The following is a 15185-nucleotide window of genomic DNA, read 5'->3' on the forward strand; positions in this document are numbered from 1 at the left end:
GCCGGGCGGACGGGTAGTGTCCGGCTCATGCACATCCTCGCCACCGAGGGGCTGACCAAGCGCTTCCCCACCGTCACCGCGGTCGACCGGCTCTCGGTCACCGTGGGGCCGGGGGTCACCGGTCTGGTCGGGGCGAACGGCGCCGGCAAGTCGACGATGATCAAGATCCTGCTCGGCCTGCTGCCGCCGTCCGAGGGCACCGCGCGCGTGCTCGATCTCGACGTCACCACGCAGGGCGCCGAGATCCGCCGGCTCGTCGGCTACATGCCCGAGCACGAATGCCTGCCCCCCGACGTATCCGCGACCGAATTAGTCGTCCACCTCGCCCGCATGTCCGGGCTGCCGCGCACCGCGGCCCGCGAACGCGCCGCCGACGTGCTGCGCCACGTGGGGCTCGCGGAAGAGCGCTACCGTGCCGTCGGCACCTACTCCACCGGCATGAAACAGCGGGTGAAGCTGGCCCAGGCACTCGTCCACGACCCCAAGCTGATCTTCCTCGACGAGCCGACCAACGGGCTCGACCCGCGCGGGCGCGACGAGATGCTGACGCTGATCCGGCGCATCGGCACCGAGTTCGGCATCAGCGTGCTGGTCACCTCCCACCTGCTCGGCGAGCTCGAGCGCATCTGCGACCACGTCATCGTCATCGACGCGGGACGACTGCTGCGCTCCTCGGCCATCGGCGAGTTCACCCAGGCCACCCAGACCCTGACGGTCGAGGTGGACGAGGGGCTCGACGACCTGGCCGCCAAGCTGTCCGGCGACGGGCAGACGGTCTCGCTCCAGGGGCGGCAGCTGGTCGTGAAGGTGGCGGGCGAGCAGACGTACGACGCCATCCGCGACGCCACCGCCGAGCTGGGCCTGTGCCTGATCCGCCTGGAGCAGGGACGCCACCGCATCGAGGACGTCTTCAGGGATGAGGTGGCACATGTCTGAGATCTACGACATCGGCTATCGCCACTACGACGGCCCCAGGCTCGGCCGCGGCTACTCCACCAGGGCGCTGACGGTCCACAGCCTGCGCGGCGTCTTCGGGCTCGGCCGGCCCGCGCGCAGCAAGATCGTCCCGTACTCGCTGGTCGCCATCATGTTCTTCCCGGCCATCGTGAACATCGCCCTGATGGCCCTCGCCCAGCAGCGCGGCATCGACTACAGCGGCTTCGCGGTCGTCATGCAGGCCGTCGTGGCGATCTTCCTGGCCGCCCAGGCGCCCACGGTGGTCGCCCCCGACCTGCGCTACCGCGTCCTGCCGCTCTACCTGTCGCGTCCCGTCTCGATCGCCGAGTACGTCGGCGCGAAGGTCGCCGCGATGACCATCGCGGTCTTCGCGCTCGTCGCGGCCCCGATCACCGTGGTCTACGCCGGCGAGCTGCTCATCGACATGCCAGGACCGCCCGCCACCGGCGAATACCTCAGCTCCGTGCTGATGGCGCTGGTGCTGGCGCTGCTGCTGTCGGTCTTCGGGCTCGCGCTGGCCTCGTTCACGCCCAGGCGCGGCCTCGGCGTGGCCTCGGTGATCACGGTCTACCTGCTGTCGTCGGCCGCGGTCCCCATCATCTACGGCACCCTCTACTCGGCGGGCAACGAGGCCGCGGCCACCTACGCCTGGCTGGTCAACCCGTTCTGGCTGGTCGACTCCGTCCAGCACGCGGTGTTCGGCACGCCGTCCCACGCGATCGAGGACGGCGTCTACCCGAGCGGCGCCGTGTCGATCGCGGTGCTGCTCGTGCTGCTCGCCGCCGGCTTCGCCGCGCTGGCCCTGCGCTACAGGAAGGCGGCCGCGCGATGAAGATCGAGCTCTCTCAGGTCTCCCGCTGGTACGGCAACGTCGTCGCGGTCAACGACGTCACCATGACCATCGGGCCGGGCGTCACCGGCCTGCTCGGCCCCAACGGGGCGGGCAAGTCGACGCTCCTGCACATGATGGCCGGCTTCCTCGCCCCGTCGGGCGGCACGGTCACCCTGGACGGCACCCGCGTCTGGAAGAACCACCACATCTACCGCAGCATCGGCCTGGTCCCCGAGCGCGAGGGCGTCTACGGCTTCCTGACCGGCTGGCAGTTCGTGCTGTCCGCCGCCCGCCTGCACGGCCTGCCCGACCCCGACGAGGCCGCACGCAAGGCCCTGGCCACCGTCGAGATGGAGGAGCCCAAGGACCGGCGGGTCGAGACGTACTCCAAGGGCATGCGCCAGCGCGTCAAGGTCGCCGCCGCACTCGTCCACGACCCACCCGTGCTGCTGCTCGACGAGCCGTTCAACGGCATGGACCCGCGCCAGCGGCTGCACCTCATGGACCTGATCCGCGCCATGGGCACGGCGGGCAAGACCATCCTGTTCAGCTCCCACATCCTGGAGGAGGTCGAGCGGGTCGCCCAGCACATCGAGGTGCTGGTGGCCGGCCGGCACGCCGCGTCGGGCAACTTCCGCGAGATCAGGCGGCTGATGACCGACCGGCCCCACCTGTTCAGGATCCGGTCGAGCGACGACAGGAAACTGGCCGCCGCCCTCGTACGCGACGACTCCACCGGCGGCATCACGCTGCGCCCCGACGGGCTGGAGGTCCAGGCCACCGAGTTCCGCCGCTTCGCCCGCCTCCTGCCCCAGGTCGCCCGCGCCGAGGGCGTCAGCCTGCACCAGGTCTCCCCCGCGGACGAGGACCTGGAGAGCGTCTTCTCCTACCTCATCAACAGGAGCTCCTGATGAACACAGTCGTCGCGGGCATCACCTACCGGGCCCTGCTGGGGCGCCGGCGGATCATCCTGCTCCTGCTGCTCCCGCTGGCCCTGATCGGCCTCGCCGTGCTGTTCAAGGTCTTCGGCGCCGCCGACCAGCGCTCGGCCGTCCTGCTGCTGCAGAACTTCGCCATCGGCACCATGCTGCCGCTGCTCGGCCTCATCGCCGGCACCGGCGTCATCGCCCCCGAGATCGACGACGGCACCATCATCCACCTGATGTCGAAGCCGATCTCGCGCCCGACCATCGTCATGACCAAGTTTCTGGTGGCCGCGTCGCTGCTGGCGGTGTTCGCGGCGGTGCCGACGTACGTGTCGGGCTGGCTGCTCGTACGCGGTGAGGACGGCGTCGCCGCCGGCTTCGCCCTCGGCACCCTGGCCGCCGGCATCGCCTACGCCGCGCTGTTCCTACTGCTCGGCATCGTCACCCGGCACGCGGTGACGATCGGCATCGTCTACGCCCTGGTCTGGGAGAGCCTCGTCGGCAACCTCGTGCCGGGCGCCCGCAGGTTCTCCATCCAGCACTGGGGCCAGTCGATCGCCGACCAGCTCAGCGACTCGCCCTTCCTCAAGGCGGACGTCACGCTCGGCTTCGCCGTCCCCGCCCTGCTCGTCGTCACCGTCGCCGCCGTCCTCTGGGCCGGCCAGCGCCTGCGCGCCTTCTCACTCACCGGCGACGAGTGACCGTACGAACGAAAAAGGCCCGCGGGGATCTCTCCGCGGGCCTTCTTTCGATGCCGTGTCTCAGACGCAGACCTTGCGGACCACGTCGGCCAGGCGGTTCGCCACCATCGTGGCGTGCTCCTCGCTGGCCGCCTCGACCATCACCCGGATCATCGGCTCGGTGCCGCTCGGCCTGATCAGCACGCGCCCGGTCTCACCCAGCTCCGCCTCCGCCGTGGCGACGGCGGCGAGCAGCTCGGGAGCCGCGGCCTTGCCCTTGTCGACGTCCTTGACGTTGATCAGGATCTGCGGCAGCGACGTCATGATCGAGGCCAGCTCCTTGAGCGGCACCCCCGACTTGGCCACCACGCCCAGCAACTGCAGCGAGGTGAGCAGGCCGTCGCCGGTGGTGGCGTGGTCGAGCATGATGACGTGGCCCGACTGCTCACCGCCCAGGTTGTAGCCGTCGGCCTTCATCCGCTCAAGCACGTAACGGTCGCCCACCGCGGTCTCCACCACGGTGATGCCCGCCTCGCGCATCGCGAGCTTGAAGCCCAGGTTGGACATGACGGTCGCGACCACGGTGTCCTTGGCCAGCAGGCCGTCGCCGTGCAGCGCGGCGGCCAGCACGGCCATGATGCGGTCACCGTCGACGATCGCGCCGGTGTGGTCGACCGCCAGGCAGCGGTCGGCGTCGCCGTCGTAGGCCACGCCGAGGTCGGCCCCGCGCGAGACGACCACCTGGCAGAGCTTGTCGAGGTGGGTCGAGCCATGACCGTCGTTGATGTTGAGGCCGTCGGGCCGCGCGCCGATGGCCTCGACCCGCGCCCCCGCGCGCACCAGCGCCTCGGGAGCCACCATGTGGGCCGCCCCGTGAGCGCAGTCGACCACGACGTGCAGGCCGTCGAGGCCGGCGTTCATCGTGGTCAGCACGTGGGAGATGTAGCGGTCCGCCTCGCCGTACGCGTCGCGCACGCGCCCCACGCCGGACCCGACGGGGAAGCTCCACTCCTCGCCGAGCCGCCGCTCGATCTCGTCCTCGACCGCGTCGGACAGCTTGAAGCCGCCGCGCGCCAGGAACTTGATGCCGTTGTCGGGCGCCGCATTGTGCGAGGCCGACAGCATGACGCCGAGGTCGGCGCCGAGCGCCGCGGTGAGGTGGGCGACGGCAGGGGTGGGCAGCACGCCGAGGCGCAGCACGTCCACTCCAGACGCCGCAAGGCCGGCGACCACTGCGGCCTCGAGGAACTCTCCCGAGGCACGCGGGTCCCGGCCTACGACCGCCACCGGACGGCGTCCGGTAGCGGCGAACGCGCCTGCATCGCCGAGGACATGGGCCGCCGCCACGGACAGATCCATGGCGAGCTCGGCCGTGAGGTCGCGGCCCGCGACCCCACGTACCCCGTCGGTGCCGAAGAGGCGCGCCAACTCAGCGCTTGCTGTACTGCGGAGCCTTACGGGCCTTCTTGAGGCCGTACTTCTTCCGCTCCGTGGCGCGGGCGTCACGGGTGAGGAAGCCGGCCTTCTTCAGCGGCGGGCGGTTGACGTCGACGTCGAGGATCGCCAGCGCGCGGGACAGGCCCATGCGCAGCGCGCCGGCCTGGCCGGTCACGCCGCCGCCGTCGATGCGCGCGATGACGTCGAACGCCTCCTCGGCGCCGAGCACCACGAAGGGCTCGTTGACGATCTGCTGGTGGACCTTGTTCGGGAAGTAGACGTCCAGCGAACGACCGTTGATCGTCCACTTACCGGTGCCGGGGACGATGCGCACGCGGGCGATCGCCTCCTTACGGCGGCCGGTGCCGTACGAGTTGCCCGTGGTGACGGGCTTGCGCACGGGAGCGTCAGCGCTGGCGGCGGACTCGGTGGTGTACTCGGACGGGAAGTCCTCGCCGGAGAGGTCCTCCAGCTCGGCCGTCTCTACGACCGTCTCGACACCGGTGGGCTCAGCCACGGTTCTCCTCTAACTCTTTCGAACTACTACTGGGCGATCTGGGTGATCTGGAACGGCACCGGCTGCTGGGCCTGGTGCGGGTGCTCAGAACCCGCGTAGACCTTCAGCTTCTTGGCCATCTTCCGACCGAGGGAGTTCTTCGGCAGCATGCCCTTGACGGCCTTCTCGACGGCCTTCTCCGGCCGCTTCTCCATGAGCTCGCCGTACGTGACGGAACGCAGACCGCCCGGGTAGCCCGAGTGGCGGTACGCCTTCTTCTGCTCAAGCTTGTTGCCGCTCAGCGCGATCTTGTCCGCGTTGATGACGATGACGAAGTCACCGGTGTCGACGTGGTTGGCGAAGATCGGCTTGTGCTTGCCGCGGAGCAGGGTCGCGACGTGGCTGGCCAGCCGGCCCAGCACGACATCGGTCGCGTCGATGACGTACCACTGACGCTGGACGTCGGCGGGCTTCGGTGAGTACGTGCGCACGGTCGTAGCCTTCTTTATGCTCGCGTCTTCGGCGCTGTCGGATGCGACAGCTACATTGGTCGGTCGGTGCGGGCACACGACGGCCCGGACCTTCCGTCTCCACATCACGGGAGATGACGCCGGACGCGCCGCGCATCGGTCTCGCAGGACCTATGCACACAACGAACCTAAGCTACCCGCCCTGAGGCGTGCAGGTCAAAAGACCGGTAACCCTGTGCGATTCTACCTGACCTCAGAACGGTTTAGTTTCGTTTCCCTGGGACCCCTTCTTTCCCAGGACCCGACATCCCTATCGTTAGCGGCGGTATGTGGCAGATCTCTCGCACCCGGCTCACCCAGCGCGGCCCCCGGCGCCGGAGCCGTCTGGGCCTGCTGACCTGCCTGCTCGCGGTCCTGTTCACGGGCGTGCTGATCGGCCGGCTGAGCAGCGAAGAAGAGCCGGCCCGCCACATCTACCTCAGCGAGACCGCGCCGCCCGCCGCGGCCACCGCCAACCCGGCGCCGACCGTGCAGAAGAAGGCGCAGCCGCAGGTCGAGAGCATCCCCAGGGGCATCACCATCAAGAAGGAAGTGGGCGAGCCCACCGCCACGCACGCGCCGCGCCGCACCCCCGACGGGCAGATCCCCGGGTTCAACTCCCACGACAACCCGTCGGCGGCGTTCGAGGACGGGCGCGAGGACGTACGGGTGCTGGCGGGCATGGCGTCCGAGGTCGTCACGCTGACGAACTCCGCCAGGGCCAAGCGCGGATGCGGGCCGCTCAGGGTCGACGCGGGGCTGACCAGGTCGGCTCGTACGCACTCGCTGGAGATGGCCCGCGCCGGCGAGCTCGCCCACAACTCCCCCGACGGCTCCTCCCCCTGGGACCGCATGGAGCGCGCCGGATACCGCTGGGGCGCCGCCGAGAACATCGGCGCCGGATACAGCACCGCCCGGGAGGCGGTGAGCGGCTGGATGGGCAGCCCTGACCACCGCAGGAACATCCTCGACTGCCGCCTGAAGGCCATCGGCGTCGGCGTCGCCGCGGGCCCCGGCGGCCCATGGTGGACCCAAGACTTCGGAACCCAATGACGAACATCACGGTAATGTCGCCGCATGGTTTCCAACGGCAGTGGGGAACGTGAGCACGGCACCGGCAGCGCCCCCTACGGCATGGGAGGCACTCCCAGGGGCGAGGGCTCACCGGCGGACGCGACGGCGGGCAGCCTGTTCACGAGCAACGGCCCCGCAGGTGGCGGGCCCGCCGACGGGGCCCCTGGCAGCTTTTTCGCAGCCGACGGCGGCTCCGAAGGCGGCCGTCCCCGCAGGGGCAGGCCGGTCGACGAGCCCTTCCCCAACAACCCGGGCGGTGGCTCTGACGCGCCCGGCAGCCTGTTCATGAGCGGCTCCGGCCGCCACGGCGGGCCCGGCGGGCCTGCTGGCCCTGGCGGTCCTGCCGGCCCCGGTGGTCCCGGCGGCCTTGCCGGCCCTGCCGGTTTCGGCGGTCCTGACGGCCCTGGCGGCCCCGGCGGCCCTGCTGGTCTCGGTGGCCCTGCTGGTCTCGGTGGCCCTGCTGGTTTCGGCGGCCCTGACGGCCCTGCCGGTGGGCCCGGCGGCGCTCCGGGCGGTGCTCCCGGCGGTCGCGGCCGTCACGGCGCCGGCCCTGCCGGCCCTGCCGGCCCTGCCGGCCCTGGCCCTGGTGGTTCTAGCGGTCCCGGTGGTCCCGGTGGCCCGGGCGGGGGTTTCGGCGGCGGGCCTGCCGGTCCGCCGCAGGGCGGCTTCGGCACGGACCCGTTCGGCGGCCCGAGCGGGGCGCACCCCGTTCCCGGCCGACGAGCCGCCCCACCGAACGGTCCCGGCGGCGGCCCTGATGGAGGTCCTGGCGGCGGTCCCGGTGGCGGCCCCAGTGGCGGCCCTGGTGGCGGCTCCTCCGCGAGCGCCGCCACCTCCGCCTTCGGAGCGCCCACCCCGCCGGAGGGCGCCGACGGCAAGGACGACAAGGACGACAAGGGCAGAGGCAAGGGCAGGGGCAAGGACGGCAAGAAGGGCAGGGGCGACGAGTCCGCCTCTTCCGGAAAGTCCCGCCGAGGCCGCAAAGATCGCGGTGCCACGGCCGACCCCGAGACCGGCGGCGACACCGGCAAGGGCAAGCCCGAGGACGACTTCACGAACAGGGCTCCCCAGAGCCGCATCGGCTGGAGCCCGTACGACGAGGGCAGCCGCTCCCGCGGCCCGCTGCTCGCCGGCATCGGCGGCCTGGTGGTGCTCGGCCTGCTCGGCGGCGGCCTGGCCCTGATGTACAACGCCGACGACCCGGTCACCGCCGAGCCCGCCGCGGCCCGCCAGACCTCGGCGCCGCTGCCCTCGGTCCCGTCAGGCAAGTACGGCTTCGCCGCCAGCCGCAAGACCGACCCCGACCCGATCTCGGTGAAGGAGCTGTTCGGCAAGAAGCGGAAGTTCACCGTCTCGAAGCGCGGCTACGAGATGACGATCACCAGCAAGGACAAGAAGTGCACGGACGGCGCTCTCGGCGACTCCCTGCAGAAGGCGCTCAAGTCCGCCAAGTGCACCCAGTTCGTCCGCGCGAGCTTCCGTGACAAGGCCGGCGTGGTGATCGGCACGGTCGGCGTGGCCAACCTCAGCTCCGAGAAGCAGGCGGCCAAGGTCGCCAAGGCCGGCAGCACGAGCAACTACGTCAAGCCCCTGGCCGGCAAGGACGAGGTCACCAAGCAGCTCGGCTCCGGCGCGGGCGGCGCCAAGATCTCGACGTACGGCCACTACGCGATCCTCGTGTGGTTCCAGAACAAGGACGGCACGAAGCCCGACTCGAAGGGCTCGAAGCGGATCTCTCAGGCCATCGTCGACATCACCAAGGCCACCGTGTACGTGGCCCTGGACAACCGGGTTCTGACCGGCAACGCGCTCAGCTGAATGGTCTTTTGGGGCGAACCCGCTGCAAAGGGGCTCGTGATGCTCCTGGGAACGCCCATACCGGCCTAACGATCTCGCTCCGCTCGCTAGGCTCCAAGCTATGCGTGGCCAGGAACCCGGGTCTGAGCACGATCAGAGGGAGGCCGACGGTTCGGCCGCCCCAGCGACACCACCGCCGAGCTTCGGCCAGACCAACGGGCGAGACGTTCCACCGGCGTCCACTCCCTACGGCGAGCGGACGTCGGCCCACCCACACCCATCGGGCACCTCCCCCTACCCCCCGGGCTCCCCAGGAGCCCCGGCCGCCGGTGCTGACCCCGGCGACCACCACCCTCCCCTGCCCGACGGCCCTCCAGCCACCGAGCCACGCGTGCAGGCATCGGAGCCCCCGTCGACGTCCGCGCAGGGTCAGGCGCCCCCCACAGCGCCTACACCCTCTGGGGACCAACCGGCACCCGCCGCCCAGGACACCGACGACACGCCCGCAGACCTCCCGCCGGACGCCCAGCCCTGGGAAGTCCCCGCCAACGACGCGGCTTCCTACGACTGGCTCTCCGACCCGGCCCTCTCCCAGCCTCCCTTCGGGCCCACGCCCCACGCCCCCGCCACCCCACCCCGCTTCGGCCAACCCCCCTTCAGCGGCCCACAGAGCACCCCCCAACCGCACGGCCAGCCGCCCTTCGGACCACCGCAAGGCCAGCCGCCTTTCGGACCACCCGAGGGCCAGCCGCCTTTCGGGTCACCGCAGGGCCAGCCCCCTTTCGCCCCAGCACAGGGCGCCCCTAACGCGTTCGCACAAGGCGCCCCCACCACGCCTCCCTTCGGCGCACCTCAAGCCGACCAGCACGCCTTCGGCCACCCTCAGGGCGACCCCGCCACCCCACCTTTCGGCGCGCCCCAGGCCGACGACCGTGCGTTCGCACAGGGCGGCCCCCAGCCACCGTTCGGTCGGGGCGGGCCCGGCGCCACCCCGATCGGTCAGAGCGGGCCCGGTGCCCAGCCACCAGGTGCCCAGCCATCAAGCGGCCGGCCTCCGGCCCCTGACCACGGTCACCCGCACTTCGGCGCGCCTCAGGGGGGCCCGCACGCGTTCGGCCAGCAGCCGCCGGGGGCGCCGTTCGGCGTGTCGCAACCGCACCCCCCGGCGGGCCTGCCGCACCCAGGCCAGCCGCCGTTCGCCACGCCCCACCCCCACCAGCCACTCGCCGCACCACACCCCGAGCAGCCACCAGCGCCACCCCACCCCGCCTCCCCGCCGTTCGGCGGCCCGGAGGCCGGCGAAGCCTGGCCACAGCAGCCCCACCCCAACCAGACCGGCTCCAACCAGACCGGCTCCAACCAGGTCGGCCCCAACCAGACCGGGCCCAACCAGGTCGGCCCCAACCAGGTCGGCCCCAACCAGCCTCACCCGGGCCCACACTTCGAAGGCCCGCATCAGGGAGCCCCGCACCAGCCCCAGCACCACGGCGGCCCGCACCCAGGCCACCCCATGCCCCCGAACAACCAGCGGCACCCCGGCCAGGGCGCTTGGCCCGCGGAGGGCCCGGGATCGACAACGCCACCGTGGGAGCCACCGCCGGCGTTCACCGCAGCGGCAGCGGGCATGCCGACCTGGCCCGCCCCGGTGTCGGACGCCCACGCCATGCCCCCATGGCCCGCCGCCACAGGCGAGCTGGAAGCCGTCCCCGACGCGGACGAGCCCTTCCTCCCACCCCCGTTCAACCCGAACCCGACCCCGTTCATCCTCAACCAGGTAAGCGCCGGCGACACCGACTACCCAGCCGGCGGCACCGACCTGGACGCGATCACCACGGACCCGGAGGGCCTCAACCTCCCGGCGACGCACCACCCCGACCCGGCCGGCCAGGACGCCAAGGAGCAGGCCCAGCCTGGCGACACACCCGTGTCCAACACGCCTCGCTCCCTCTCCTCAAACGAGGCGCCCACCCGCCCGGCCAACGCCCAAACGCCGTTCCCCCAACTCGCCACAACGGCCCACCAAGGCGACACCCACCCGAACGCCTCCCACCCGGCCGACACGGACACCACCCGCGTCCACACCACGAAGCCGGGCGAAACCGAGCCAGCCGACACAGACCCGGACATCACCCGACAGCACACGTCGCAACCGACGGCCAGCGCCCAAGCGGATCCCTCGCGCCCAGGCACCCTCCCCGGAGACGCCGATCACACGGACGCCAGCCACGCGAACGCCGACGTCGCGGCCACCGGCCCCACGGACGCCAACCTTCCGGACGCGAACCACACCGACGCCAACGCCACCCGTCCAGCCCTGCCACACCCCGACGCAACCCATGGGGACGCGACCCACGGGGACACAACCCACTCGGACACGGCAGCCACCCACGAAGGCGACGAGTCCTCGCCAACGGCCGCCCATCCGACGCAGGGCTCCCCAGGCTCTGTCGGCAACGGCTCAAAGCCGGCTCAGGCCGGCACAGAGCCGGCTGAGGACAACGCACAGCAGTCCGACGACACCACGGAGCAGCCCACAAATCGGGAGAACCCCGACTCCCCGCTCCCCACCACGCCACAGACCGCAGGAAAGGCGGCAGCGGCCGCCCAGGCGAGCTCAACCGCCGAAACGGACCCGACCGTCCCGGCAGGTTCGGCCAGCCAGGCAGGCTCGACCGCCCCGGCAGGTTCGACGGGCCAAACGGACCCAACCGGCCACGCAGCTTCGACCGGCCACACAGGTTCGACCGGCCACACAGGCTCGGCCGGCCCCGGTGGCGAGGTCGAGGCCGCTGTGACGGCCACCTCACCGAATCAACCCCATGACCCCGCCCGCCCCCCGGAGCCAGGCGACGTGCCCGTCTGGCCCCCCACGCCCGCGACCGGTGACAAACTGCCCGAACTCCCGTTCTCCAGAGACACCTGGGGCCAGAAGCCCACGTCGGCTTTCAACGTCCCCGCCCAGACGAGGCCGGGCGCTCCAGCCTTCCCACCGGGCGCCTTCAAGCAACCCCCGTTCCAGACGCCACCACCACCTCCGCCACCGCCTAAGAGCAAGCGGGCCCTGCTGGTGACCCTGGGCGCGCTGGCCCTGGCCGGCATCGCGACGGGTGGCTTCTTCGCGTACCAGACGGTGACCTCACCGACCCCGACGACGGCCGCCACGGCGGCGTCGGTGCCGCCACCGTCGGCGACGGCCAACGCCGCCACCCCGCCGCCCGAGACCCCGGCGGCCACGTCCGTCCTCGACTCGGAGCAGACCGACCCGCAGAAGCTGTCCCTCTCGGAGGCGTTCCCGAAGAAGAAGGTGAGCGCGGCGGGCACGACGTTCACACGGGTCAAGGCCGGCATGGAGACGACGTGCGCCAAGGCCGCGACGGGCGCGTTCGCCGACGCGCTGAAGGAGCGCAAGTGCAGCCGGGTGCTGAGGGCCACGTACGTCGACGGCAAGCGCCGCTACGCGGTCACCACGGGCATCGCCGTCCTGCCGGACAAGGACGCCGCCGCCGCGGCCGACCAGGCGAAGGACCTGCCGAACAACGTCTGGTTCCGCCCCCTGCCCGGCCCTGAGAAGTCGGGCGGCGAGCGGGTGCACATCGCCGGCGGCTACGCGGCCGGCCTGGTCTGGGGCCGCTACATCGTCTTCAGCTACGCCACCCACGCCGACGGCCACACCCCGAAGGCCGACGAGAAGACGCTCCCGCAGGTGAGCGCCGAGTTCCGCGACCTGACCTCAGAGGTCCTGGAACACCGCGCCACCAAGGACTGACAACCGCAAATCGGGGCGTACGAAGAGGCACCAGCCCCCGTACGCCCCGACCCTGCCACCCTCGCACCAGGGGCGCAGGCCGAAAGGACGCTCAGCCGGCGTCCGCCCTCACCGTACGAACCCGCCGCGTAGCCGCCGCCCGACCGGCGAGCTCCTCATCGGCCGGATACCCGACCTCCTCAAGGCACAGCCCGTGAGCGGGCGCGACATGCACCCCGGAGTCCCGCACCCCCCGGGTGAGCACCTCAGCAGGCCACTCGACGGAACGCCGCCCCTCCCCGACGGCCAGCAACGACCCCACCAGCGCCCGCACCATCGAGTGGCAGAAGGCATCAGCCACCACAGTGGCGACCAGCACGCCGGAATCCTCGCGCACCCAGTCGAGCCGCTGCAGCTCCCGGATGGTGGTGGCGCCTTCGCGCTTCTTGCAGAAGGCCGCGAAGTCGTGCTCCCCCAGCAGCAGCGCGGCAGCGGCGTTCAGCGCGCCGAGATCGAGCGGCCGGTTGTGCCAGACGACCTCACGCCGCCGCAACGGGTCAACGCCTCCGGGCGCATCCCCCACCCGGTACGCATACCGCCGGAACATGGCCGAGAACCGTGCGTCAAAGCCCTCAGGAGCCACCGAGACACGATAAATCCGTACATCGGGCTCCAGGACCCCACCCAGCCGCCGCACGAGCGCAGAGAGCCGCTCATCGCCGCCCAGCGGCCCCCGGCGCCCGTCGAGCTCCCCCAGCGCCGCCTCATGCACGTCCACATGCGCGACCTGCCCCCGCGCGTGCACCCCCGCGTCCGTACGCCCGGCAACGGTCAGCATGGCCGGCGAGGAAAGCCGCAGGATCCGCGTGAGCGCCAGCTCGATCTCCCCCTGGACGGTACGCAGCCCCGGCTGCCGTGCCCATCCGGAGAAGTCGGTCCCGTCGTACGCGAGATCGAGGCGAAGCCGTACCACGATGATCCCCCCATCAAAAAGGGCCCGAACTCAAAAAACGGGCCCGAACCCCCGCAAAGGGGATCGGGCCCGTCCAGCCTGAAAGATCAGGCCTCGTCCTTCTTCGCCTCGCCCTCGGCGGGCGCGGACTCCTCAGCCTTGGCCTCAGCGGCCTCGGCGGGAGCCTCAGCAGCCGGAGCCTCGGCAGCGGTCTCCTCGGCGGGAGCCTCAGCCGGAGCAGCGGCGGGAGCCTCGGTACGGCGGGTGGTGACGCCGTTCAGCGGCTCGGTCACCAGCTCGATGACCGCCATCGGGGCGTTGTCGCCCTTACGCGCACCGATCTTGGTGATGCGGGTGTAGCCACCGGGACGCTCGGCGAACGTCGGCGCGATCTCGGTGAACAGCTGGTGCACGACGCCCTTGTCCCGAACGACGGTCAGGACCTGACGCCGGTTGTGGATGTCGCCCTTCTTCGCCTTGGTGATCAGGCGCTCCGCCAGCGGGCGCAGGCGCTTGGCCTTGGCGACCGTCGTGCGGATCTTGCCGTGGCGGAACAGGTCCGTGGCCAGGTTGGCCAGGATCAGCCGCTCGTGCGCCGGGCTGCCGCCAAGACGTGCACCCTTGGTGGGCTTGGGCATGTCATTTCTCCTTGAGGTTCACCCGCCCCGGCCGTGCCAGGTACCGGGGTCGGGCCGCCAGGCCCCCGGACGGGGGCCCGCGCTAGCTGGGAATCAGTACTGCTCGGTCTCGACGTACGCGCTGTCGTCGTCGTCGTAGCCGCCGCCGGCCACCGCGCTCGGGTCGAACCCGGGCGGGGAGTCCTTGAGCGCCAGCGACATCTCGTGCAGCTTCTGCTTGACCTCTTCGATCGACTTGGCGCCGAAGTTACGGATGTCGAGCAGGTCCTGCTCGCTGCGGGCGACGAGCTCACCCACGGTGTGGATGCCCTCGCGCTTGAGGCAGTTGTAGGAGCGAACCGTGAGGTTGAGCTCCTCGATCGGCAGCGCCAGGTCGGCGGCGAGAGCGGCGTCGGTCGGCGACGGGCCGATGTCGATGCCCTCGGCCTCGACGTTGAGCTCGCGGGCCAGGCCGAAGAGCTCGACGAGGGTCTTACCGGCGGAGGCCACCGCGTCGCGGGGCTTCATCGCGGGCTTGGTCTCGACGTCGAGGATGAGACGGTCGAAGTCGGTACGCTGCTCGACTCGGGTCGCCTCGACCTTGTAGGTGACCTTGAGCACCGGGGAGTAGATGGAGTCGATCGGGATGCGACCGATCTCCTGGCCCGGCTGCTTGTTCTGGGCGGCGGAGACGTAGCCGCGACCGCGCTCGACGGTCAGCTCCATCTCCAGCTTGGCCTTGCCGTTGAGCGTCGCGATGCGCAGCTCGGGGTTGTGCACCTCGACACCGGCGGGCGGCGCGATGTCGGCGGCGGTGACCTCACCCGGGCCCTGCTTGCGCAGGTACATCACGACCGGCTCGTCGTGCTCGGACGAGACGACCAGTTCCTTGAGGTTCAGGATGATGTCGGTGACGTCTTCCTTGACCCCGGGGACGGTCGAGAACTCGTGCAGCACGCCCTCGATGCGGATGCTCGTCACGGCCGCGCCCGGGATGGACGACAGCAGCGTGCGGCGCAGCGAGTTGCCGATGGTGTAGCCGAAGCCGGGCTCCAGCGGCTCGATGACGAACCGGGACCGGGTCTCGTCGATCGACTCTTCGAGAAGAGTCGGACGCTGAGCGATCAGCATGTGCGGGTCTCCCCTTTTTTCGTGTGACGCCC

The 15185-nt window shown here is 71.2% G+C and carries 14 protein-coding genes; 7 read left to right on the forward strand and 7 right to left on the reverse strand.

Annotated features, from left to right (window positions below):
* Positions 1 to 27: 27 nt before the first annotated feature.
* The 4 genes from ACFFR3_RS05800 to ACFFR3_RS05815 are packed head-to-tail and all read left to right on the forward strand — an operon-like array spanning position 28 to position 3416.
* Positions 28 to 936 carry an ABC transporter ATP-binding protein gene (locus ACFFR3_RS05800; protein ID WP_364364593.1) on the forward strand — a complete coding sequence of 303 codons (909 nt, stop codon included), beginning with the start codon at positions 28 to 30 and terminating at the stop codon, positions 934 to 936.
* Complete coding sequence (locus ACFFR3_RS05805; protein ID WP_345395719.1) at positions 929 to 1789, forward strand: ABC transporter permease; 861 nt, start codon at positions 929 to 931, stop codon at positions 1787 to 1789. The genes ACFFR3_RS05800 and ACFFR3_RS05805 overlap by 8 nt, the downstream gene beginning before the upstream one ends.
* Positions 1786 to 2700, forward strand: a complete 915-nt coding sequence (locus tag ACFFR3_RS05810; RefSeq protein ID WP_345395716.1) for an ABC transporter ATP-binding protein — start codon at positions 1786 to 1788, stop codon at positions 2698 to 2700. Before ACFFR3_RS05805 ends, ACFFR3_RS05810 begins: the two co-directional genes overlap by 4 nt.
* On the forward strand, positions 2700 to 3416 hold the full coding sequence (locus ACFFR3_RS05815) for an ABC transporter permease (RefSeq protein ID WP_364364589.1): 717 nt from the start codon (positions 2700 to 2702) through the stop codon (positions 3414 to 3416). Before ACFFR3_RS05810 ends, ACFFR3_RS05815 begins: the two co-directional genes overlap by 1 nt.
* Positions 3417 to 3476: 60 nt before the next feature.
* On the opposite strand, the gene glmM is transcribed toward ACFFR3_RS05815, so the two are convergent.
* Genes glmM through rplM form a run of 3 tightly spaced genes read right to left on the reverse strand, consistent with a single transcriptional unit; the run spans position 3477 to position 5819 of the window.
* Positions 3477 to 4823, reverse strand: a complete 1347-nt coding sequence (gene glmM / locus ACFFR3_RS05820) for a phosphoglucosamine mutase (protein ID WP_345395710.1) — start codon at positions 4821 to 4823, stop codon at positions 3477 to 3479.
* A 1-nt stretch (position 4824) separates the two neighbouring features.
* Positions 4825 to 5349, reverse strand: coding sequence for a 30S ribosomal protein S9 (rpsI, locus tag ACFFR3_RS05825; protein ID WP_345395707.1), 525 nt, complete (start codon positions 5347 to 5349; stop codon positions 4825 to 4827).
* A gap of 26 nt (positions 5350 to 5375) precedes the next feature.
* Positions 5376 to 5819 carry a 50S ribosomal protein L13 gene (gene rplM, locus ACFFR3_RS05830; RefSeq protein WP_345395704.1) on the reverse strand — a complete coding sequence of 148 codons (444 nt, stop codon included), beginning with the start codon at positions 5817 to 5819 and terminating at the stop codon, positions 5376 to 5378.
* A gap of 306 nt (positions 5820 to 6125) precedes the next feature.
* Between rplM and ACFFR3_RS05835 the strand changes: the two genes are divergently transcribed.
* Both ACFFR3_RS05835 and ACFFR3_RS05840 read left to right on the forward strand, forming a co-directional pair.
* Positions 6126 to 6890 (forward strand): CAP domain-containing protein, encoded by a 765-nt coding sequence (locus ACFFR3_RS05835; protein WP_364364585.1) that lies wholly within the window; start codon positions 6126 to 6128, stop codon positions 6888 to 6890.
* 24 nt (positions 6891 to 6914) lie between these two features.
* The gene (locus ACFFR3_RS05840; RefSeq protein ID WP_379482710.1) at positions 6915 to 8729 is read left to right on the forward strand and encodes a hypothetical protein; all 1815 of its coding nucleotides are present in this window, start codon (positions 6915 to 6917) and stop codon (positions 8727 to 8729) included.
* A 1018-nt stretch (positions 8730 to 9747) separates the two neighbouring features.
* On the opposite strand, the gene ACFFR3_RS05845 is transcribed toward ACFFR3_RS05840, so the two are convergent.
* Complete coding sequence (locus tag ACFFR3_RS05845) at positions 9748 to 9972, reverse strand: hypothetical protein (RefSeq protein WP_364364579.1); 225 nt, start codon at positions 9970 to 9972, stop codon at positions 9748 to 9750.
* Between the two features lie 1587 nt (positions 9973 to 11559).
* Here ACFFR3_RS05845 and ACFFR3_RS05850 point away from each other — a divergent pair.
* Positions 11560 to 12474 (forward strand): hypothetical protein, encoded by a 915-nt coding sequence (locus ACFFR3_RS05850; RefSeq protein ID WP_379482711.1) that lies wholly within the window; start codon positions 11560 to 11562, stop codon positions 12472 to 12474.
* Positions 12475 to 12565: 91 nt separating this feature from the next.
* Here ACFFR3_RS05850 and truA read toward each other — a convergent pair whose 3' ends face one another.
* The 3 genes from truA to ACFFR3_RS05865 all read right to left on the reverse strand — a co-directional run bounded on the left by truA (position 12566) and on the right by ACFFR3_RS05865 (position 15153).
* Positions 12566 to 13426, reverse strand: coding sequence for a tRNA pseudouridine(38-40) synthase TruA (gene truA, locus ACFFR3_RS05855; RefSeq protein ID WP_364364573.1), 861 nt, complete (start codon positions 13424 to 13426; stop codon positions 12566 to 12568).
* An 86-nt stretch (positions 13427 to 13512) separates the two neighbouring features.
* Positions 13513 to 14043 (reverse strand): 50S ribosomal protein L17, encoded by a 531-nt coding sequence (rplQ, locus tag ACFFR3_RS05860; RefSeq protein WP_345395692.1) that lies wholly within the window; start codon positions 14041 to 14043, stop codon positions 13513 to 13515.
* Positions 14044 to 14136: 93 nt separating this feature from the next.
* The gene (locus tag ACFFR3_RS05865; protein WP_043623495.1) at positions 14137 to 15153 is read right to left on the reverse strand and encodes a DNA-directed RNA polymerase subunit alpha; all 1017 of its coding nucleotides are present in this window, start codon (positions 15151 to 15153) and stop codon (positions 14137 to 14139) included.
* Positions 15154 to 15185 lie beyond the last annotated feature (32 nt).

The organism is Nonomuraea salmonea (genome assembly GCF_042428605.1).
GTDB lineage: Bacteria > Actinomycetota > Actinomycetes > Streptosporangiales > Streptosporangiaceae > Nonomuraea > Nonomuraea salmonea.